14 protein-coding genes are annotated in these 20,131 nt (G+C 59.7%); 4 read left to right on the top strand and 10 right to left on the bottom strand.

The window, feature by feature from the left end; all coding sequences use genetic code 11:
- Window positions 1-384: 384 nt before the first annotated feature.
- The 4 genes from AC07FD_RS13825 to AC07FD_RS13810 form a co-directional block, all read right to left on the bottom strand.
- Window positions 385-1,425, bottom strand: coding sequence for a hypothetical protein (locus AC07FD_RS13825; protein WP_478350320.1), 1,041 nt, complete (start codon window positions 1,423-1,425; stop codon window positions 385-387).
- A 53-nt stretch (window positions 1,426-1,478) separates the two neighbouring features.
- Window positions 1,479-3,485, bottom strand: coding sequence for an AAA family ATPase (locus AC07FD_RS13820; RefSeq protein ID WP_478350319.1), 2,007 nt, complete (start codon window positions 3,483-3,485; stop codon window positions 1,479-1,481).
- 55 nt (window positions 3,486-3,540) lie between these two features.
- Window positions 3,541-3,735 carry a hypothetical protein gene (locus AC07FD_RS13815; protein WP_245330996.1) on the bottom strand — a complete coding sequence of 65 codons (195 nt, stop codon included), beginning with the start codon at window positions 3,733-3,735 and terminating at the stop codon, window positions 3,541-3,543.
- A gap of 1,089 nt (window positions 3,736-4,824) precedes the next feature.
- Window positions 4,825-5,040, bottom strand: coding sequence for a hypothetical protein (locus tag AC07FD_RS13810; RefSeq protein WP_095081675.1), 216 nt, complete (start codon window positions 5,038-5,040; stop codon window positions 4,825-4,827).
- 810 nt (window positions 5,041-5,850) lie between these two features.
- Between AC07FD_RS13810 and AC07FD_RS13805 the strand changes: the two genes are divergently transcribed.
- The 3 genes from AC07FD_RS13805 to AC07FD_RS13795 all read left to right on the top strand — a co-directional run bounded on the left by AC07FD_RS13805 (window position 5,851) and on the right by AC07FD_RS13795 (window position 8,589).
- A complete protein-coding gene (locus tag AC07FD_RS13805) occupies window positions 5,851-6,372 on the top strand; it encodes a hypothetical protein (RefSeq protein ID WP_143748661.1) in 522 nt (173 codons plus the stop codon).
- A complete protein-coding gene (locus tag AC07FD_RS13800) occupies window positions 6,308-6,823 on the top strand; it encodes a hypothetical protein (RefSeq protein ID WP_478350318.1) in 516 nt (171 codons plus the stop codon). The genes AC07FD_RS13805 and AC07FD_RS13800 overlap by 65 nt, the downstream gene beginning before the upstream one ends.
- A 104-nt stretch (window positions 6,824-6,927) precedes the next feature.
- Window positions 6,928-8,589, top strand: a complete 1,662-nt coding sequence (locus AC07FD_RS13795; protein WP_167391976.1) for a 5'-methylthioadenosine/S-adenosylhomocysteine nucleosidase family protein — start codon at window positions 6,928-6,930, stop codon at window positions 8,587-8,589.
- Window positions 8,590-8,630: 41 nt separating this feature from the next.
- On the opposite strand, the gene AC07FD_RS13790 is transcribed toward AC07FD_RS13795, so the two are convergent.
- From AC07FD_RS13790 to AC07FD_RS13770, 5 genes are all read right to left on the bottom strand, one after another.
- Window positions 8,631-9,521: a hypothetical protein gene (locus AC07FD_RS13790; protein ID WP_478350317.1), complete on the bottom strand. Its 891-nt coding sequence runs from the start codon at window positions 9,519-9,521 to the stop codon at window positions 8,631-8,633.
- A 29-nt stretch (window positions 9,522-9,550) separates the two neighbouring features.
- A complete protein-coding gene (locus AC07FD_RS13785) occupies window positions 9,551-12,703 on the bottom strand; it encodes a hypothetical protein (protein ID WP_478350316.1) in 3,153 nt (1,050 codons plus the stop codon).
- Window positions 12,704-12,802: 99 nt separating this feature from the next.
- Window positions 12,803-15,184: a hypothetical protein gene (locus tag AC07FD_RS13780; RefSeq protein ID WP_478350315.1), complete on the bottom strand. Its 2,382-nt coding sequence runs from the start codon at window positions 15,182-15,184 to the stop codon at window positions 12,803-12,805.
- A 128-nt stretch (window positions 15,185-15,312) separates the two neighbouring features.
- Window positions 15,313-15,666, bottom strand: coding sequence for a hypothetical protein (locus tag AC07FD_RS13775; RefSeq protein WP_478350314.1), 354 nt, complete (start codon window positions 15,664-15,666; stop codon window positions 15,313-15,315).
- A gap of 326 nt (window positions 15,667-15,992) precedes the next feature.
- Window positions 15,993-18,104, bottom strand: coding sequence for a murein L,D-transpeptidase catalytic domain-containing protein (locus tag AC07FD_RS13770; protein ID WP_478350313.1), 2,112 nt, complete (start codon window positions 18,102-18,104; stop codon window positions 15,993-15,995).
- Between the two features lie 432 nt (window positions 18,105-18,536).
- Here AC07FD_RS13770 and AC07FD_RS13765 point away from each other — a divergent pair, with 432 nt between their 5' ends.
- The gene (locus AC07FD_RS13765) at window positions 18,537-19,034 is read left to right on the top strand and encodes a hypothetical protein (RefSeq protein WP_478350312.1); all 498 of its coding nucleotides are present in this window, start codon (window positions 18,537-18,539) and stop codon (window positions 19,032-19,034) included.
- 466 nt (window positions 19,035-19,500) lie between these two features.
- On the opposite strand, the gene tnpC is transcribed toward AC07FD_RS13765, so the two are convergent.
- A partial coding sequence (gene tnpC, locus AC07FD_RS13760) for an IS66 family transposase (RefSeq protein ID WP_478350311.1) occupies window positions 19,501-20,131 on the bottom strand: 631 nt, incomplete at its 5' end.

Here is a 20,131-nt window from a genome sequence, read left to right as displayed (position 1 = left end):
GGCTGACCTTTTCCCGCTGACTCGCGCTGGCGAAGGGGCCATCTGGCGCCTTCGCCAGCGTAGGAGCCTGAGACATAGTTCTACTGCGGTTTCGAGCTCTCCGACCGCTGCGAGGCACCGGAGACGGGCATGCGCCGAACCTCATGGATGGGGCTCAAGCCAAAGAAGGCACCAGCCGACCTTCGTCCCCGATCCGCATACTAGCACAGGTAGCGCCACCTGCGGTCCGGAACGATGTCATAGGCCGGCGACAGCCCATCCATGTGGGGCCGCGATCATGGCGCGGTTGCGAGGATAGTCGTCCGAAATTCGAATCAGGACATTGCAAGCCACGCATCGTTTGGTCGCTGTTGCTCGCACACGTCATCGGGCGGGGCTCCATTTTTACCTTGTAGAGCCATCCTTTGAGAGCCTTGCTCCAACGGCGAATTCGATAGCGGGAACAACGTCCCTGACAAGCCATCCGCCGAGGTCGCTCGCGTCGGGCCAATCCTCGCGTCCGCCAAGCTTGAAGAGAACTTGGGAAACCGCCTCCCACTGGCTTCCATGCGGAAAATGCGCCGGATGCACTATCCAGTTGCTGCTAGCTTCTGCGTTCGGCTCGACGAAGACTGCCAGGCTCTGCAGTTCAGCCCGGGCGCGGCGCGCCGGATGCTCCAGCTTCTCGACCAGAGCTCCCTTGGCAACCTTCTTGCCCTCGAAATGGGGCACGAGAGCCTCCTCGATATGGCTGAGCATGCCGCGAAGCCGTTCGATAAGGACCGGCACTCCATTTTGGACTTTCGCGCGAGCCAAGGCTTTCAGGCCGTCGGCCCCTGCGATGTCGGCAGGACACGGCTGCGCGCCATGGGTTTCGCCGGAAACCAAGGCCTTGATCTCGCGAACGGTTGGCCGTTTGCCCGCCTTCAGATCGGCAACCACGGAAGCGATGGCTTCGTCCTCTGCAGTCGCCAGCGCGTACATGGCGGCGGCAGGCATGCCGCAACCGACCAGAATCTTCCGATGGGCACGCAGATTGTTGTGAACCGCGATATAGTTGCCGGCCCCTCGCCGGGTTAGCCGGCATGCCTGCTTGGACCAGCGTTCGAACGACTCCTGGCTGGGCGCCTTGCCACGCACCTTCGCGAGCATCTCTCCGCAGGCGAAGACCTCGTCGGTCCTCTTCCGGCCGAGAGACGCGAACATCTCCCGGGCCTCTTCGAACGCGGGCACCGCAGCTTTTGGGATCCCGAGGCTGTCGTAGTCGATTGACTGCTCATCGGTTTTCGCCGGGCCGGACTGGCGGCCATTCCGCTGCGTCGGTGTGGTTGCGGCGGCGTCTCCTGGCTGGGTAACCTGCTTAAGCTCCTGCGTGGCTTCGTCCAATGCCTTCGAACCGTCCATCAATAAATCTCCACATTTATCCTTGTTGAAACTACGGCGCACCAAAACTGATGCCCGGCCCACGTGCCAACTGCCGTGACTTAGGACATATTCGTTTAAGGATGCAGCCGAATGTCGGGAAATGTTTTCCCGATTCCGAAACCAATCATAAGGCAATCCAACGCGCTTGGGCTCGCAATGCCTTGCACAGTCGGAGCGTCCATTCCTGCAAGCGCGCGCACTTCATCGGCCAGCAATCTTCTTTTCGCAAAAAGACTGTCCGCGATTCTGGCCAGCTCCGTCGGCTTGGCCTCGAGCAGGCTCTTGGCACGAGCGAACTCAGCGGTCAGGACTCCTTCCACCCGCTTCCTGAGATCCTGGTCCATGTGCAACGTGACGAGCAGTTCCTGATCGGTTGTTCCCGAAAGGTACGTCAGCCCGCTTCCCAACCCGTATGAAGCCTCGAACTGCAGCGCCAGCAGAGTGGCTTTATGAAGGTCGCACCCCGTCCCTCCCCCTCCGCCGCCAGATCTTTGTCCGAGCACGACCTGCTCCGCGGCCAGTCCGGCGAGTGCGATCGCGATCAGGTCGAGGAACTGCTGTCTGGTCCTTTCAGCCAGCAAGGGTCGATCGAACCTCGCCCCGCCACCCCTTTGCCGCTCGCCTCTGGACGGATCGAAGGTATCCTTGATTTCCACGTAGACCAGGTCTCCGGTGTCCAGCTCAAGCCCGACGACCACGTGACCTGCTTCATGAATTGCGGCGCGTCGCAACACGGCTTCGGGCACGGCAACAAGCCCAGGGAGCTGTGACTGGAGATCGTCGCGACTGATCTCCCGCCTGGCGCGCCTCGCGCGACGGCGCGCGTCACGGACCAGTTGTTCGAGGCGGGCTCCGGTCCAGCCTTCCGTCCGATCGGCCACCAGCGCCCGATCGCTATCCTCAAGTTTCCCTCCGAGATGGAAACGAAGGATCTCCTTCCGCGCCTCGGCGTCCGGCAACGGAATCTCGATATGCCTGTCCAGACGGCCTGGCCGTCTGACCGCCATGTCGATCATGTCCGGGAAGTTCGTCGCCCCGACGACAACCACACCTTCCCTGCCCGTCGCGCCGTCCATGCATTCCAACAGGCCATTCACAACTTCCCGGCTATAAGCGGCATTGTCGCCGCGGAACCGGGTTCGGTCTCCCACGGAATCAATCTCATCGATGAAGAGGACCGAAGGAGCATTCTTCTTGGCCTCGTCGAACGCCCCTCTCATCGCCTTCAACAGATCGCCGAGATGGCCTCGCGCTTGCCACTGGGCCAGGGATCCGACAACCAGGTGGACGCCGCAGGTCCGAGCCAACGCCTTAGCGAACATGGTCTTCCCGCATCCTGGCGGCCCCGAAAGCAGGACACCCTTGTCAACATCCGCCCATCGGATACGGCCAGCTTTCCAATCCAACAAGTCGGTCGCGAGTTCCCTGCCCCATTCGGCTGCCTCGCCCAGCCCGGGGAGATCGGCTAGGTACGGCTGCGCGGCATCCATGACGGGCCCGACCGCTTCCGGGCTTGTCGCGGCATGGAGCATCTTGAGGACTCGGTCGAATGGGCGACCTGTTCGCCACACCGCAGAGATGGCCTTGAGCGGCGCAGCGGCGATCGCTTCCGCCTGCTCCGTGCTCATTTGCATGCCGTGACAAACCGTTGCGGCCGCAAGCACATGGCGAGGGTCCGGCGGCTTGATGTCCAGAACCGCATCAGCGAACCTGTCAAAGCCCTCTAACAGAAGATCACGCGACGTTGTCACCACCAACAGTCGGTCCTTCGTGGCGGACGCATCGAGGAGATCGTATGGCGCCGCCCGTTTGCCGCGCGTCGGTTTCAAGGCCACGATGTCGGTACGTTCGTGGTTTGCGCTGAATCCTCCGCCAAGGCTCTCCCCGAAGGCAGGAAATCTGCAGGCGTCCTCGTAGAATTCGACACTGTTCTCATGGGGCACGATAAGGACGAAGACGCCGGGACCGCCCTTGAGGAAGGTGCGCTGAGTTCGCAAAACGCGCATTAAACCGCAGTATGCGACGAAGCGCGCCGGCTTCGAAAAGAGCTTGCCACGTAGGCGGGGTGACATTTTCTTCATAGCTAGATTCCAGTTTGAAATGTGGTGTGGAGGGTTGGCGTCGCCACCCAATGCATCAGTCCCGGCGGCGGCGAACGGCCGTTTCCGGACCTATTCTGGCCTGGTCGAGCTCGACCTCGACGAAGCGCTGCAGGACCAAGGACGCCAGCCCCGCCATCGGGCGGGTTTCGCGGAAGGCGGGTAGGCATTCCCCCACGGACAGCGAGCCGGCCTCATCCAACGCGCCAAGCAACCGAATCCGGTCACCCAAGGGGCATTCCCGTCGAGCGTATCTCAGCAAATCCTTGGCGTTGGAGAGGCGGACCCCGTCGCGAATGGCAGACTTTGGCCATGCTTGGTAGTCGCTACCGCGCTCCCGAGCCGCGCTGCAGAGCCAGGGATGTCCCGGCCCCGGCCCGGCGTCGACAAGCGTGTGCCGGCGGCCGCGCTTGATAAGGAAGTCTGGAATGTGCGCATCTCCTTTCGAACTGAGGGCTGCCGGAAGGCACGACCAGGCGTCGACTTCGTCGTCAACGTCGAGGAGACAACCAAGGTCGCGCGCGAGCTGTGTCCGAAAGGCGGGCGGTCCCTGGCATCGGACGGTTCCCCGCGGCAAGAAGGCATTCGATTGCGCGCGACAGAGCGCGGCTTCGAGGGCTTCGTTCGGCTGGTATGTAAGGCTTTTCACTACTGCACCTGCGGACTCGTTCGGATATGCCCGCAGAGTGCGGGCTCGGAACGGTCAGCGTATGAGGTGCGCGGCGGTTTTCATGCTCGGAACGAATAGTGAACACTGACTTCGACGTCAATAGGCATTCTTATGAGTGGGGACGTGACTGATTGGCTCGCGCGCATATGCCGCACGGCATACCTGCCAATCTCGTCGGTCTCGGGTCCGAGCGGAGCGGTTCCACGAGCTCGCCCTCGTCGACGGGGTGGAACAAGTCGTCGATCCTTTGCTGTGCGGTCGCTCAGTTTGTGCCGCTTGATCTGGACTTCGGGTCTCGCAGCCGACGCAACGGCTTTCTCTTCTCGTTCCTAGCCGTCGTCGCTGTCTCGTAGTTCCCATGTTGCCTTCCCGTTTTGACACCGCGTTTTCCGATTTGCGCAGTGGGATCTCACCCAATGGCCGCCTCCAGGAAAGGCTGACGTCGATCAGTGGCATGCACAATCCCGGACTGCCGAATCGTGTCGCGAATGTGGGGACGCAGTTGCTGGAGGATGACTCCGGTGCGCGTCGCCAATAACCGGAAAAGCGGTTATCAATCATGTACATGGCAAGTAGGCAATTCGCGAGATGGCAGATCGATGTAATGTCGGCTCTGCGCACCCCGTCGCTCTGCGGAGCCCTCCGCATCGGCTATGGGCGTGCCCAGTGCGCGGTGCTCGTGCAGACTTCCCTCGTCTGAGACAACCCACGATAGGATTCTGGCACCTGGGTAAAGACGGCAAGCGCCACCTGTCGCGCCTCTCCGCGCGGGGAAAGGACATCGGCGAACGTATAGTCGCGGATCATCACCTCGGCGCTGTAGCCTAGGTTTCCCAACTCAGTTTGGAGCACGTTAAGAGTGTTCATGATCATCGTTCCTCCAAGCGGAGGTTTTGGTTCGCTTGCCTTCGAGTCCGTGAAGTTCGGCTCGGTTCAAGTCAGAGGGCATCTTGAGCCCAAGGACAGGGAAGAGAGTAAGCTGGGCAATCGGCTCAGGCAAACCAAGCCCCTGCGACAGCACCGCCAAGTGAGGGTCGAGCCGTAGCACAATTGCGTCCGCGCCTTCCCTTGTCGTGGCCTGTCTGGGTGTCACTAACTCGGCCGTAGGAATCGCCATAGACGACCAGGCTCCCGCCCCAGAGGGCATGAAAGGATACCCGGTCGAGGGTCCCGCGGAGATCCTGCAGCAATTCCCGGTGGGCTTCGAGTTCGACATGAAACCGAGTTCTAAGGACAGAGGCGAGGCGTAGGACAAGCAGGCTCTTCTAGGAAAACTGCGCCTGGCTACCGCGTTTTTGCGCCGGGATATCCGGTCTTACGAGATCTCTGCGGACCGTCCACTCCCGTAGTTGGTCGGCCGTGAGGCCAGTCATGGCAGGGACATCGCGGCTCTTGATCAGACGCATGCCGACTCCAATTCGGGTATGATGCCCGATCTAAAGAATGGGTTCATACCCGAATTAATAGGTAAATACAGCGCGATTGAGCGACCTACAAATTTCAGCGCGCGCTAATCGACTTGCGGCTTCAAAAGGGCAACCGAAAACGGTACCTGCAGCAGGCTTTTCAAAGGCGGCCTCAGCGCCCTTTACCTTCGGTCCACGTATCACATTGACAATGTTCTCCTTTCGGATCAACGGGATGTTGACATGTGGAAATTGGGCACGGGGATAGAATATGCCGCTGTCGAAGGTTGCGCTAATCGGTAGTTTTCGACGACATAATTACGGGAGAGTGCAGAGCGCGCTGCGGATATTCGAAGCAGCAGGTTTGGAGGTGACTTCTCCCTCGGGGGCAGACATCGCATCCGGTGACCAGTTCGTTAGATTTACAACCGACCTGGCGCACAGGACAGATGCTGAGATACAGACCGCGACCCTTGAGCGAATTTATTCAGCCGACGCGGTTTACGTCGTCACTGGCGAAAATGGGTACGTAGGCAGGACCACCTGCTACGAGATCGGGCGCGTCATACAGCGGAGGCAGCCTCTCTATTTCTCTGAATATCCGGACGACATCCCTGTTCACATCGAGTCAGGCCATGTGGTGATGCCGGAGGAGTTCGTGCTACGCTTTGTGACGAACCGCGAGCCGCTGGCCTGGCTTTTCGAGACAGGCACTGGAGAACTGTTTGATGGAGAACGTCGCCTCGCTGGCTGGGAACAGCTCGCCCGAAACAAGGAAGAGCTTCGACCGTAGGCTTGTAATCTGCGGGAGCATGGCTTTCGCTACCGAGATGGATCGCGTTGCGCGCTTGCTCGCGGAAGACGGAGTCCGCGCGGTAATTCCCGAAGATATTGATGTCGCGGCGGAACTTGGCAGTCAATCCAGCTACAATCAATTCAAGCGAGCCGTTTCGCGGGCGCATATTGCGAAGGTGAGAGACCCAAGGACCATTGGAATCCTCGTCATAAACTTCGACAAGCATGGAATGAGAAGCTATATCGGGCCTAATACATTCGCTGAAATAGCTGTGGCTTTCGCCGACAGGAAGCGAATTTATGTGCTAAACGGCACTCCAAATATGTATGCAGACGAACTGTCCGCTTGGGGGGTGACCGATCTAGCGGGCGACTTGGGGCCACTTGTAGAGCAGTATCGCCATCTATGTCGACAGGATCGAAGCCAGCTCAAGCTTCCTTGGTCCTAAGGCCGGGCTCTACGCATAGTCGGGCCATCTTCCTTCATTTCTTCGATCTGCACTTCCTTGAGGAGCGAGGCGAATTCGCCCGAGGGAAGCGGGCTGCTGCCGAAATGGACCTTGCGGTGCGCTTCGCCGTAATGCTGGGATCCCGCATCCTGGTCCCGGCCGCATCCTTCTATGAGACTGAAGTCGCTCCCAAAGTTCTGAGACGTTTTCTGGAGTCTGACATCGGCGACGTTTTCAGATTTGTCGGAAGCGGCAGTTCGCTCGCGGAATTCAGTTTTGAAAAGATCGAGCAGTACCGACCGGGCTCGCCACAGCACGCGATCTACTCCGCGTCCCCGGAACAGTTGGTCGGCTGGGAACAGCGTACAAGAAGCGCCACCAAAGATATCGCCACGGGATGGCGAGAGCAAATCCGCTCAGAGGGGGTTCTACAGGATTTCCGCCGGAAGCGGCCGGAGGCTATGACCGACAAGGAATTCGAGCGCGCCTGGATCGACGTTCCGGAGCGGCTGGGGCAGGAAGCGTTCATCGTTCCGCATGTTCTCGAACGGCTTCCCGTCGATCCACGCAATATCTCGACCCAGAACCGTCTGCACCGGATCGTCAATCGCGAATACTTCGCAAGCTATGCCAAGGATTTCGGGGCATCCGTGTTCCAGAACATGAGCGCCTTGGGTGGTGACGTGGTCCCGTCCGGTTGCGAGGAAGACGACATAGACTACGGGAGCCTGGTGAAGGTATGCCGGGTATCGGGAATCCTTGAAAGGATTCGAGGCTGTCCGGTCCAGCAGTTGGAGAGCCTGTGTTTCGAGCCCGCATTCCAGGAGGCATTCGCGATGTCGCAGACGGGCGGATACGCACATAGTTCGGGCGGCCGTTCGCCAGATCCCATGCGCGTTGACTTGGCAATATTGACGGCTCTGCCGAAAGAAAGAGAGGCCGTTGAAGCCGTCTTCGGCACAGGACGTCCGTTTCGCGTCAGCGGCGATCCTCACATGTACAAGATGATCGATATTGAAATCCAAGGCACGGCAAAGAAGGTCGTCGTTGCCGTCCTGTCGGAGATGGGAAACGTACGGGCAGGCGTGACCGGCACCGACCTCTTAAGGTCCCTGTCCCCGGCCATCGTGCTCATGGTCGGCATTGCGGGCGGGTGCCCGAACCCGTCTAAGCCTGCCGAGCACGTCCGCCTCGGGGACGTTGTCTTGGGCAGTTCGGTCTTGGAATATGATCACATTAGGCGCCGACCGGGGGGTGTCGCTCAATTCAGGGATTCCCCGCAGCGCCTATCATATACCATCTCCCAAGCCGCCGCGGCGTTACGGTCAGAGCGTACAGGGTTTGATATCGGTTGGATTGCTCCCAGGGATCAGGCATTGAGGCACTTCGGTATCGATCCAGGTGCCCTGCCACCCGATGTTCTCCATGGGATTGACGGTGTTGAAATCCAGCATCCGCCGGATCCAAGGCGCACGCTGTCGCCATCCATCGTGCATTACGGCAGAATCGGAGCCGGCGACACCCTTCTGAAAGATCCGGCATTTCGCGACCAGCTACGCGACCAACATTCAGTAATGGCCGTCGAAATGGAGGGTGCCGGCATACGCGACGCGGCGTGGTCTCGCTCCTGCGAAGTTGGCGTAGTTCGTGGCATCGTGGACTATTGTGACGACTATAAGAGCGACGATTGGCACCTCATTGCGGCGGTCTCGGCGGCAGCAGTAGCTCGATTGCTTTTCGAGACTCTGGTGCAGGCCGATAGCTAGGCAACGGCTCGAAGCATTCGGCGGCGACGGTGCCCCGATTGCTATCGCTTCGCTGGCACAGGGACATCCATCTTGAGCGCCGCCTTGACGACCATCATTCGATCATAGCCCGTTTCGACCGCTTTTATCTCGTTGTCGCGCACGTAGGCTTGAAACGGATCGGCTTGCAGTCCCTCGAGCGTCCCTTCTCCTGGCTCTGGAAAATCGCCGTCGACGGCCGCCTCAGCCCGCGTAATCGCTGCCAGGCGCCCCACCCTGAACACTGCGAAGGTGCCAAAAGAGAGCCCCACCTCCCTCTGCCATTCCGGTTTTTTATCGCCTGTGAGGCAGTAGGGCAGTTTGCTTTTGCCCGTGGGCCCGTTCGCGTACTGGATCGTTACCCCGTGGCGAAAGCCGATCAGATTCTCCCCGCCCTTGCACGGTTCCCGCACGAAGCCCGTGATTGGAAATATGAAACTGTTGGAGCCAGCAGGAACTGTGAAATCGGCCGTGTTCATTAGCTTGTTCACGCACGCTTCGGCTTTGCCGACAGCAACCTCGTTGCAGGCGCCGACAATTCGTTCCGCCAGATTGCGGGGGCTCGCCGCCACCACGATCACCCACCCGCGACGGGTTGACCTCGGAATTTCGTAGTTGCAGTCGAGAATGCTGGCGGATCCGTGTCCGACAAGACGGCTATAAGGTTTTACGAGTTCATTCTGCAGCAGCGGATCGCCAGCTTTGACTTCGGAACAATTGGGATGGGGGCTCTCGGAGGTTTCGCTGCCGATCACGTAACGCGTGCCGGCGGCGAACCGTTGCTGAAGCTCGTTTGTCGTGCTCGCAACAAGGTCGGCACTGACTGCCAGCCCGCTGAATGGGATCGTCAGTGCCGATCCGATCAGCGCGATCGCAGATGACCTTTTGATTGCCGATGAAGCAGATACTGACATTTAATAAGTCCTCCCAATGAAAGTCGTGTTCAAGCGCATCTTCGTTCAGGTGGGACGAAGCCTACGTTGATGATCCTGCCAAGCCCCGTGTTGCGGCAATCGAAATGCATGATATCTCCGCTTGCGCCCGGGCCAAAATCCGAGGCTCCCCACGCCAGGCAGCCAAAGTCGCGCAAGGCGACCACCAGATCCTTCGCCAGGTTTAGGAAGCCGTTGCATGGATCGCGGTCCACAAAGCCATCGTTTCCATTCAAGCTGGTGAGGTCGGCGGCGATGGCGTTGCGCCATCGGTCCGCGGCGTGAGCGTTCGTTTCACCAGGGTTGAAAATCCCCGGCGTGCCGTCTTGGCGATGCTGGTCGAGCAGCTGGTTAAGCTCGGCCGCGTCGTTACGCGCGGCGAGGTAGCCGCGGAAGTCGCGGTCGAGGCCCCAGAGAGTGTCGTAGATTTCGGCGGTTGGCCTGTTGGCCAGCTTGGCGTGCAACAACCCGGCCGCGGTGGTGCCGCCTTCCAGAACCTGCCCGGACATAAGCAATCGTGCCCGTTTCAGCACGTCCACTATCTGGCTCCCCTCGAGCCAAGGATTTCCCGTGTAGTTTATGTCTGTCGCCAACCCGAAGGTGTGCATACTGTGCGTGGTGGCCGTCGGTCTGGCTCCCCGATGGAACTCTGCGATACCCAGCGCCAAGCCGAGCTTCACCGGGTTCATGCCGCTGTAAGCCGGCAACGCAAGCAAGTGCCGCTCCGCTGCTCTCAAGCGGCGCACCAGGACGGCCTGAATGCCATTCCTGAACGTTTGCCCCAGGAAGGTCGGTGCCGTCATGTGCCGGAACCAGTTCGCCGCGTTCAAGGTCGCTGGAGGCGCAGGATTGTCGGCCAAGCCGGCAAGCTTCTTGTCGATGCTATTGAGATGGATTTGTGCAGTCGGATTGGCGATGTCGACCTGATTCAAGCCTGGGCGGCCAAGGTATAGTCCCAAATTGTCGAGGGTTGACTCGCCGCAGTGCCCGTCGCATTGCCCTGGGTCGGCGTACACCTTGCTCTGAAACTGGTGGATGGCCTCGACGAGCACCCTCTCGTCAGTCGCCGATGCAGCGCCGTTGGCAGCCTCGAGCGCAGCCTTTACGGCAGAGAAGTCAACGTAAGGCCCCAGCGCGGACGATAGGCGGGCGAGGCTGATGCCCGATGCGCTCGGATGTTTCTGCTGGTTCCATAGAAGCGCTGCGTCATTGTCGTTCAGCGTCAAAAGAGGCGCTACGACGGCTCGCCGCTCGTCGCTTGAGAAGGGAAGGATCGCAACTGTCGGATCGGCGTAGACCAGTTCGCCCTCCAGCGCTGCCATCTCCTTCAAGGCCGTCTTGCCGGGCATCAGAGCGCGCAGTCCGTGATCGCGGCCGTGACGGCCCTTCCACTGCCACTTCTTGTGGCCGCCTTCGATGCCAGAAACGTGCAATTCGCCGTCATGAACCGCATCGACTAGTGCGAACTTGTATCGACCCGATTTCGTGATCTTGACGACGATGTCGCCGGGGCGAACGGCCATGCCTCGATTGACCCCGATTGAGTCGGACCGTGCTGGTTTTCTGTCGACCGCCCGCTTGGCCTCCTTTTCCAGCAGAGCCGTGAACCGTTCACGCACACTGCCCGGGTAGTCGACGGCTGCCGCGGATTGCATGTGCCAAAACAGGCGGTGGGCGGATCCAAGCGCATGGTCATGTTCGCAGCTGTGGTCGTCGGCGTCGGTTTGAACTGCCAGGATGGCGGCAGCAACCTGCACCGGGGGTGCGCCATGACTGGGCCCGGCCAGCCTGTTCAGGACCTCCCACGCGGCGACGGCATCGGGCTTTTGCGCGTCAAGCCTTGCTGCAAGCTTGGAACGTCTGCTCTGATCGCAGCTCGACCAGGTGTCAGCCGCCAAGAGGACCCCGTCGAGGGCTGCCAGTTTGGCAGCGGGCGAGCCATAGGGCTTCAGCGCACGGAGAAGCGGGGCAAGGCACGCCGAATACCGGACGTAGGCCGATAGCAGCAGGGACTTGAGAATGAATGTGTCCCGATCCGGCCTCATCGGATCGACGGGAGGAATGCCAGTGGCTTCGATGCTTCCGAGGCCCGGCTGCAGCCATTGCGCCGAGACGCTCATGACCTGCTCCTGAACATGCGGCCAGAGGACCGCGTCCCGAAATAGGCCCGCGAGTTTCTTTCGAAAATCGGAATCGATCTGGTCGAAGTTATCCTTGCCGGGGAAAGCCGATTGGAAATAACCGCAGTTGCGGGAATTGTCTGGATCCCGGCCGATCAATTCGACCGATTGCCCGGAGCCGTCAATCGCGTCCAAGGCAAAGAACGTGCTGCTCCCGACCGTCACTTTCTTGGGTACCCAGCCCAAGCCTGCAAAGCAGCTTGCAAACAGGTCTGGATCGGCTTGCTCGAAGCCGTCGAGAAACTTGAAGATCGCAGCGCGATTGACGTTGAACTGGATCGAGCCAAGGCTGATGCCAGCTCCGAGATCATACGCGTTTATAGATTCGAGCAGACCTTCCTGGCCCGCGATGACATGGATGTAGCAGTCGGGCTCCGATACCGGATAGCGCAGGAGGGGGAGCGTGAGACCATGTGTCTGGCCACCGCGATACTTCTGCCCGGGCTGGTTTACCCCTGTTACCGGGCAGGCGTACGATGCCAGGTAGGCAAGCAGCATGCGCAACGCAGGCCCCGAGACAGCAGCTAGAGCATTCCTTGAGAGGTCGATGCCGGGCGGCCATTTCTGGCGCGGCACCTTGCTGAGGGCGCTGATCCAAGTTTTCCGCTGCTGGTCGCGATCGGATGCCGCCATGGCCTGAAATTCTGAAGTTCGGGGAACATCCACCCATTTGCCTGCCAGAACACCCGGCTGAGATGGCAGGAAGAGCCTGATCCCATCGGTCCCCCGCACGCAAAGTGCCGCCACAGCCAGCCCTGCCGATGGTTGGAAATTGACGGCGGGCGGCACAGCGGCAGGAGGCTGTCCATCGATCTTGATGACCTGGATAGCTCCGCCAGCAAACTGCGGGCCGACATAGGCATATGAGCCTCCGGTCGCCAGGGTGGCCGCGATCGCGTCATCGAGTCCTGACGGGAAGTTGCCCGACGAGGTGCCGGTCAGCTCCCATCGCGAAGTTCCAAAGGCCAGCGCTCCGATATTCATCCGGTTCCTCCCTTAGGGCTCATCACAGACTGTTCCCCGCTCCATCTTCGCCTACTGTCAGGTTCTGAATGTTTGTCGCCGGCCTCCATGAGCCAGCCGCTACGGTTTTGGGTGTTTGTCCGAGCGGAACTGGAAGACAAAGTAAGGCGGGATGCAGAGACCTCGGTGATCCTGCCTGTCGAGCCAATCCCTGTCGGGGAAGCGCTGGCCGTAATAGCCTGCCGCCGAATAGGGTTTTCCCACGATGTCGTTGAAGTATGGCTTCTTCGTCAGAGCATTCGAGCGAGTGTCGTAATACGCCTTGAAATCTTCAGGACTGGTGGCTACGGGGCTGACGCAGATGTAATCGTCCCGGCATGGATCCGCTGCATCGCAGGCGCGCATCCCGGCAAAGGAGGTAAAGTTCAGGAAGCAGATGTTCTGGGTGTAGCTGCTGCCCGGTTGGGTGATCCGGTCCAAACAGCTATTGAACCCGGTCGAGGCGATCAAGCCGCAAGTGCTTGTCGGGCCGAGTCCTTGGCATTCTGAAAGCCGCAACATGCCGGCTGGAAATCCGCCCGTCTGCGCGTCCCGCAGTTCGTCGAGGCTGCAGGGGCCATTCTTGCAGTCCTTGCCGGCATAGTATTCCTGATGCGCACCGTAGTAGGAATTGCCCGTCAGAGGCGGCAGCTTGATCTTCTTGAGCGCTTCCCCGTCTATAAGATTGTTCTTGTCGGCGCCTTCGGGATAGGCCTTTGGGAATTCACGGATGTAGCTGTCGAGCTCGAACGAAGGCGAGCTTATCGTGCCAACCTGAAGCTGATCCCCGACCTGCGAGTAATTCTCGGGAACGCAGGTTCCAACAATCCTTTCGTTTTCGGATTTATAGAACTGCTTACAGGCCAGCCCAGCCTGGCACGTCCACTGACGCTGTGTTGAGGCGAGGAATTGCGGCATGGTGCAAGCGCCTCCCCAGCCGCCCAGCAATTGCGTGCCAGACAGCTCACTCTGCAACTTGTTCAGCGGCCGGGCCGAATAGCCGATCGCCAGCTCGTAAGTCGACAACCTGCCCGACGGACGCTTTGCGATTTCGCTGACGATCTCAGTCCGGCGAGGCTGATCGCCGAAGAAGAGCGGCGAACCAGGAAGGAAGACGGAATTCGCTGCGGGAGTCCCTTGACGGTCAGCGCCAGGAAAATGGAAACCGGCAATGGCCCGAGTCTGGTGGCATCCCGTGCATGTGCTGTCGTTTAGACGGGTACGAAAGTCGTCGGGCGATTTTATGAAACTGAGCCTCTGGCCCGTTTCGTCAAAGCGCTTCAGAGCTGCCCACAGCTCGTCATCTGAGATGATTTCCTGATCCGACTTCCGGCTCTTTCCCTCGCCGTTTCCTGCCTTCCAGAAAGGCTGGTTTCGCGCCCGATGGACGCCGCCGGGCGAAACGGAAACGGCGCGTTTGGAAAGGTACTTTTCTGGAAGCTCGAGTGTGCCGGCATCTACGTCTGCCACCGCCGCCGGTGTCTGGAGATAGGCGACGAGTTCTGCACGTAAGGCCTTCTTCCTGTTGCAGGCCGAGCCACCGTCGCCCGTGCCGCACAGGAGGCTGTCACGGTCGATCTGGTTCGTCAGTCCGATCGGCTGAAACTCCTGAGCCTTCGCTTCCCAATGGAATACCCGGATAAGATATTCCGCCTCGGATCCGAAATCCCTGACCACACCCGCTGGCTTCCGATACACTTGGGCATTGATTTCTATGCGGAGCATGTCCTCGCCCCTGATAGTGGCCAGGGGACCGTTCTGGGCATCCAGAAGATCTTGTACTTTTTTCGCGGGTGTCCGGCCGACGGGCCGCGCAAGTTCGTCCACCCACCGCTGTGCAACGCTTTGGCAAGTGACCGCTCCTCCATGCGTGTCGCCGGGCAAGGCGGGAAACACGATGTTCATCGTGACCGGAAGCCTGGATTTCCGGCCGTTCGCCAGATCGTAGGAGAAACGGTAGATGACGGATATCTCGCCGCAGCTTCGCTGTGCAGGAGTCAGCGATGCATCCGTAATGAACTGGCGATCCATGCGGTTGATGACCCCGACCAGTTCGATCCTCGACCCCGGGTCGGTCAGAAATTCGGTATGGAGTTGAAAGTCCTTGGCATCGGCCCGCGTCGTCAGCTCGTTAAGGTCGTTGGACAGAGTGCGCTGTATTGGCTCGGCGATCCCAAGCAAGAATGGGTTCTTCTGACCCAACTCCTCGTACTTCCTCGCCTTCGCCTCGATCAGGGTCCGAAAATTCAGGGGTCCGTCACACGCACTGTGCTGATTGCAGTCCAGCGTGACGACGACATCAGGCTCAAAGATGAAAGGCCCGCGCAGGTTAACTGGCACCTCGCCGCTGTAGTCAGTGGGCTCTTCCGCCCGGCTCGGCAAAAGAGAAGCCAGCTCGAAAGGAGCGAGCAGGCACAACAGAGCTGCCACCCGCAGCATCGTCGATCTCGGTGATAAGCTCATCCCAGTCACACACTCCCGGCAGCCGCCCCCAGAAAACGGCTGGTTGCGCACCTTTACGAGAAGCTGACCGTTACCCTTTAGCGCCACCGATGCCTCCCATGGCAGAGCCTAAGCAGTCGCCATGCTCCTCAGAGCACGCCCAACGACCCAGCGGCAAGACCAGCGCCTTTGATCAAGTCCGTGCTCCCGCCATACAGCAACCCGCCAGCGGCAACGCCTGCGCTTGCGATGAGGCCCAGCGCAGCAGCATCCTGCGCCGAAGATGCTTGATCCGACAGCGCCATATACTCATCGGCCAACCGTTTCGCATACTCGACGTTTCCTGCGTAACTCCTTGGGTCGATGGCGGGGGATTCAAATACTTTGACCTCCGCGCGTTGCACATTTTGCGCGCCGACACAGCCGGAGAGGCCAAAAGACAGAACAAATCCGATACCGAGAAAGCAAAAATGACCATGCCGCATGTTCGTCGCGCTCACCATTCAAAAGTGTATCACGCAGAAACGATTCAGAAAGCCGCATGAACGAAGCGCGCAGCCATCTTGTACAGATCGTAGGCGATTCTAGTCGGATTTTTACGTACGACCCGTCGGCCAAATAACAAACGGCAGAGGGTCAAGTCCCCTTTTTCTTCACATTAGGGCGGACAACGAAAGATTGCAAGGGAAGCATTCAATACACCTTAAATATGGCGCAAGATGTTGACTTGACACATCTTCTTGATCGCTGAGAGCGTGGATAGTCGACACCTGCGATGACCAGCTTTGTAGATCGGCTCGCAGCGAGGCGGAGAGGAGCTTGGTCGCCGCTAAGGCCTCGGCCAGCCCGCGTGTACGTGGTATGAATGTCCGGAATCTCCGGGACCAAGTATTTCAGTGGCTCCGAGTTCACGGCAGCGCTTTCGAAGCGCGGCGACATAGCGGTTCTTTCCGCTGACCGCCTGCCCGTTGACCGAAACGATGTCCGCGGCACAGCCGGCATAGTGCCGGGAGTTCTTGCTGTGCTCACCGCCGCATAGCTCCGATATCGATAGCGTATATTCATCCGCAAGAGTGAGCAGGCCCTGCAGCATCGGCGGGGCGAGGCGGACGGTTCCGCCCGGTGCCGTTCCATATGAGCTGCGCGCTGCCGGCTGGTCAACGGAAGTATCCACTATGTTCCGATAGGCGGTCGCAGAATCCAGCTTGCCAGATGGATGGATGCGCGCGAGCACGATACGGGGACAGTCAAGGATCCGTTCTGCGAGGGCGGCTCCTGTTTCAAGCGGCGCGGCTGCTTCCGGTCTCGCTGCTTCGAAATCGTGATCAGGTGGTTCAACTTCGCTCCACTCTTCGGTGTCGCTCTCGGAGAAGGTTTCGACGGGGTCATCCTCACTGTGCGCCGCTGTTCCGTCCGGCCTATGCCAGGCCATCACAAGCGAGCCGCCGTGCAGCGCCTCGACGATCTCCGTGACGAAGCGATAGTCCACCGCGAGACACCCGTCGCTGCGCCCTATGCGGCGCTCGCTTTTTACCCAAGCATCTGACACGTAGTCGGCGCCATGCACGACGATCGCTCGCGCGCGGGCATTGGAGTTGGTGGGTTCAAGGCCGTCGAGCCGCATTGAGAGGAGCCGATGGCCGCCCTCGTAGATTTCTCCGCACGCGTAGACACCCAGCGAGGTGCAGTTTGAGCCAGCCTGGTTGGAAAACCTCTTTGCGTAGCCGTCATTCTGAGGATCGGAGCCTTTGCCATGGGCACAGAGGTAGGACCCAACGCTACGATTCTGCACATCGAAGAGGAACAGGCGTGGAAATCGAGAATGCAGGTTGAAGTTGGAAATTGCCCAGTAGCGAGCGGAGGCAGGGGTGCCGCGCGCGTTGCGGAACTCGATCAATGCTTCCATAGGCTCGCTTAGCCCGCATTCTGCGGCGAGTTCACGGAGAGCGGCTTCTTCGTCGCTGCGGCCAGCGGCTTCGGCAGGTACCCCGTGCGCCTCGATCGCATCCCGGCCGGAGGGAGGCTCTATGCTCTCCAGCTTAGCCGAAGCTGCCGCGGAGCTGATCCCCAAGGCGGCTGCGAATTTCCTGGCTATCATCCTGAAACCGATGGGATCCGGATGCAGCTCGTTCGCCCAGTGCGCGTCGTTGAGCGTGCCCTGCGTGGGCACGACGTGAAAATTGTTCGAGGCATCGGCCGCCAGCTTGTCCAGCATCGCTTTGAACTGAACCAACGCGTCATGCACGATGACTTTGCCCTGTGCCGTCGACCAATTGTTGAAGTCCAGCGACGGCTTGAGCCAGGGCCCGTGCCCGCAAGGCGCAGGAACTCCATTCGGTGTCGGGAAGTCGTAGCAGTGAGCGTAAATCGGCACCCCCGGGGCATGGCGATCGCGCAGCGCGAAAAGTGCCAGATAGCACGACTGGACGATATCCAGGATGCCGGAATACCTCTGTTCGTTGAGGCCGCTGGCTTTGCCGTCGTTGTAGTCGAGGAATATACAGAAATTGTCGCCCGCGACATCGTTGCCGCCTGCCGAAACGATAATGGCATCAGGCTTTCCCTTGGGCCATTTCGACTTGTCCATGAGCAGCTGAAGAATGCGCTCCTGCTTCGGCAAGGACATCTCGTCCGTCGATGCATCGCCGCGATGTGCGGTGGAATAGATTATGGGCGCTGGGCTGCAGATCCTTTGCAGCTGGATTTTAATGTCCGAAGGACCGGAGAATGGATTGTTGCCTTCGATGGGATAGTCGAACCAGGAGTCGCCGATCGCGAGCAGATGTTTGGGAGCCAGACGAAACTCAGCCCCCAGCGTCCTTGCCGCTTCCTGCGCGGCGCGGTAGCGCATCGATTGCTTTTGTTGTGCGTCGTTCCAGGAAGCGAGATCACTCTCGATTTGCGCCTGAAGCTGAGAATTGAGGTCCAGCGTGACTGCCATCATGCCCCTCCACAATTTGACAAGCCAAGTTAGGATAGAAGATCGTCAGCGCGACGACTTCGCTCTTAAATGGCACGACGGATGCTCTGCTGCGATTGTCTCTTGGACGATACTAAAATAGTTATGTTGTTGCAATCAGATTCCAAGCAACCAGATTTTTGTAAAGAAGTGACAAGTCTATGGCTTCCGGCCCCCTTTTCCAGTGGAAGGAAGACGTATTGCCTTTGAATAATCGTATGGCTCCCGGCGGAGGGCCGAATCTCTGCCGAAGCGAGGTGCAACCAATGACAGTTGTGGGGACGGCGAATGTTTAGGGCGTGGGTGGGAGCCAAGTTCGGGGCGGCCGAAAATTTCGTAGGCGGTAGGAAGATTCTCGTCCTGGGCGAATCCCACCACGCAAATGAGCATCCGGTGGGGAGCGTGGTTCCGGAGATGACGCATGAAACCATGTGGCTCTACGCTTCGGGAACGCGTGAGCGCTGGAGGCGTACCTTCGACAATTTGGCCTGGGCAGTTTCCGGCAAGAACCGCCAGCAGCTCGAGCGCGATGGCAAAAGGGGTGAACCAGAAGTCTGGGATTGTCTTGCCTTCTACAATTACATCCCAGTCGTGCTGGCACCGCATTCCAGATCTACCAGGCCGACCAGTGCTCTGTTCGGCGGGGAAAGGACAATCTCGGCGTTCGAGCAGGTGCTTGCCGAGACAAGGCCAGAGGTGCTGCTGGTTTGGGGCTATGAGCTTTTCCCATGGGTAATCAGGAACCATCATCCAGACTACGGTGGGCACTCCTGGTCGTTTTCCGGCGAGTGGATCGACCTGCCCCGAAGCCCATCCGTCCGCGCTGTGCGCATGAAGCATCCGTCGACCGGCTTCTCGCCGTCGGCTTGGCATGGCGTGGTTCGACGTGCGCTGGAATGGCCTCTAGACTAGGTCCCGCCGCAAGCGTTGGCGGATCTTCGCGGCATTGATCGGCTTCGGGACATCCCACCGTGCCTGGAGAGGTTGGCTAGACAGAGATCGCCTTCGAAGGCCGAGACTCGCTCGGATCGCCGGCTGCCCCGCGTGGCCGCCCGCCGCCAAACAGCGGTCGATGAGAACGGTGCCATCGTCCAAAGGCCCGGTGCGTTTCGCTGGCCACACCGAGCAACATCATTACTTCGAGCTCGCGGTTTGGGTTGGTATGCCGGGGATTTTGGCGGTCGATCTGGATCCGGACAGCATCGATATCGGAGTACGCCGAGCAGGAGCCAAAGATTGAAGTGCTGAGAGAAGGCGGCGCAGGGGTTCGCATCAGGGGAGCGTTAGAATATCGGGCTTCGACAATTGCCAACCGGCCTACGGTTCGCCGCCCCAGAGACTGTTGGATCGTGCCAGGGGCTCGATGCAGTGTAAGCGGTTAGCTGACGGCGTCTGGTTTGAAGTTCCAGGGCATGAGCATTTCGATTTTGGCTGCGGGCCAGCGCTGAGCGATGCGGGTCAAGGTCTGGGAGAGCCAGGCGAGTGGGTCGACGCCATTCATTTTACAGGTTTGCAGAAGTGTCGCGACGGTCGCCCAAGTGCGTCCACCGCCCTCGCTTCCAGCGAAGAGACTATTTTTTCTCGTAATTGTCTGGGGCCTGATTGCACGCTCGACGATATTAGAGTCGATCTCGATACGACCGTCCATCAGAAAGCGTTCCAGCGCCTCCCGCCGGGTGAGCGCGTAGCGGATCGCCTCGGCAGTCTTGGATTTTCCGGAGACCTTGTGCAGTTCTTTTTCCCACAGGTCGAAGAGGCTCGCGACAATGGCCGCGGACTTTTCCTGACGCAGCGCGGCACGGCTCCCAGCATCCTTGCCGCGAACCTCGTCCTCGACCTTCCACAATTCGGTCATGGCGGTGATCGTTACCGTCCCGGCCTGTGAGATCCCGCTGATGTGCAGATCGTAAAACTTGCGCCGCAGATGCGCCCAGCACCCTGCGAGCCGTATTGTTTCATTGCCGCCGGCTTTGGCCCGTGCCTTGACCAGGTTAGTATAGGCCGAGTAG

The organism is Mesorhizobium waitakense, assembly GCF_056431085.1.
This window is presented reverse-complemented; position numbering and strand designations above follow the sequence as displayed.

What these genes read in the sequence shown, in the direction of transcription:
- AC07FD_RS13820 (WP_478350319.1), bottom strand. Translation starts at nt 3,485, where the DNA reads ATGAAGAAAATGTCACCCCGCCTACGTGGCAAGCTCTTTTCGAAGCCG.
- AC07FD_RS13810 (WP_095081675.1), bottom strand. Translation starts at nt 5,040, where the DNA reads ATGAACACTCTTAACGTGCTCCAAACTGAGTTGGGAAACCTAGGCTAC.
- AC07FD_RS13805 (WP_143748661.1), top strand. Translation starts at nt 5,851, where the DNA reads ATGCCGCTGTCGAAGGTTGCGCTAATCGGTAGTTTTCGACGACATAAT.
- AC07FD_RS13800 (WP_478350318.1), top strand. Translation starts at nt 6,308, where the DNA reads ATGGAGAACGTCGCCTCGCTGGCTGGGAACAGCTCGCCCGAAACAAGG.
- AC07FD_RS13795 (WP_167391976.1), top strand. Translation starts at nt 6,928, where the DNA reads ATGGACCTTGCGGTGCGCTTCGCCGTAATGCTGGGATCCCGCATCCTG.
- AC07FD_RS13790 (WP_478350317.1), bottom strand. Translation starts at nt 9,521, where the DNA reads ATGTCAGTATCTGCTTCATCGGCAATCAAAAGGTCATCTGCGATCGCG.
- AC07FD_RS13785 (WP_478350316.1), bottom strand. Translation starts at nt 12,703, where the DNA reads ATGAATATCGGAGCGCTGGCCTTTGGAACTTCGCGATGGGAGCTGACC.
- AC07FD_RS13780 (WP_478350315.1), bottom strand. Translation starts at nt 15,184, where the DNA reads ATGAGCTTATCACCGAGATCGACGATGCTGCGGGTGGCAGCTCTGTTG.
- AC07FD_RS13775 (WP_478350314.1), bottom strand. Translation starts at nt 15,666, where the DNA reads ATGGTGAGCGCGACGAACATGCGGCATGGTCATTTTTGCTTTCTCGGT.
- AC07FD_RS13770 (WP_478350313.1), bottom strand. Translation starts at nt 18,104, where the DNA reads ATGGCAGTCACGCTGGACCTCAATTCTCAGCTTCAGGCGCAAATCGAG.
- AC07FD_RS13765 (WP_478350312.1), top strand. Translation starts at nt 18,537, where the DNA reads ATGACGCATGAAACCATGTGGCTCTACGCTTCGGGAACGCGTGAGCGC.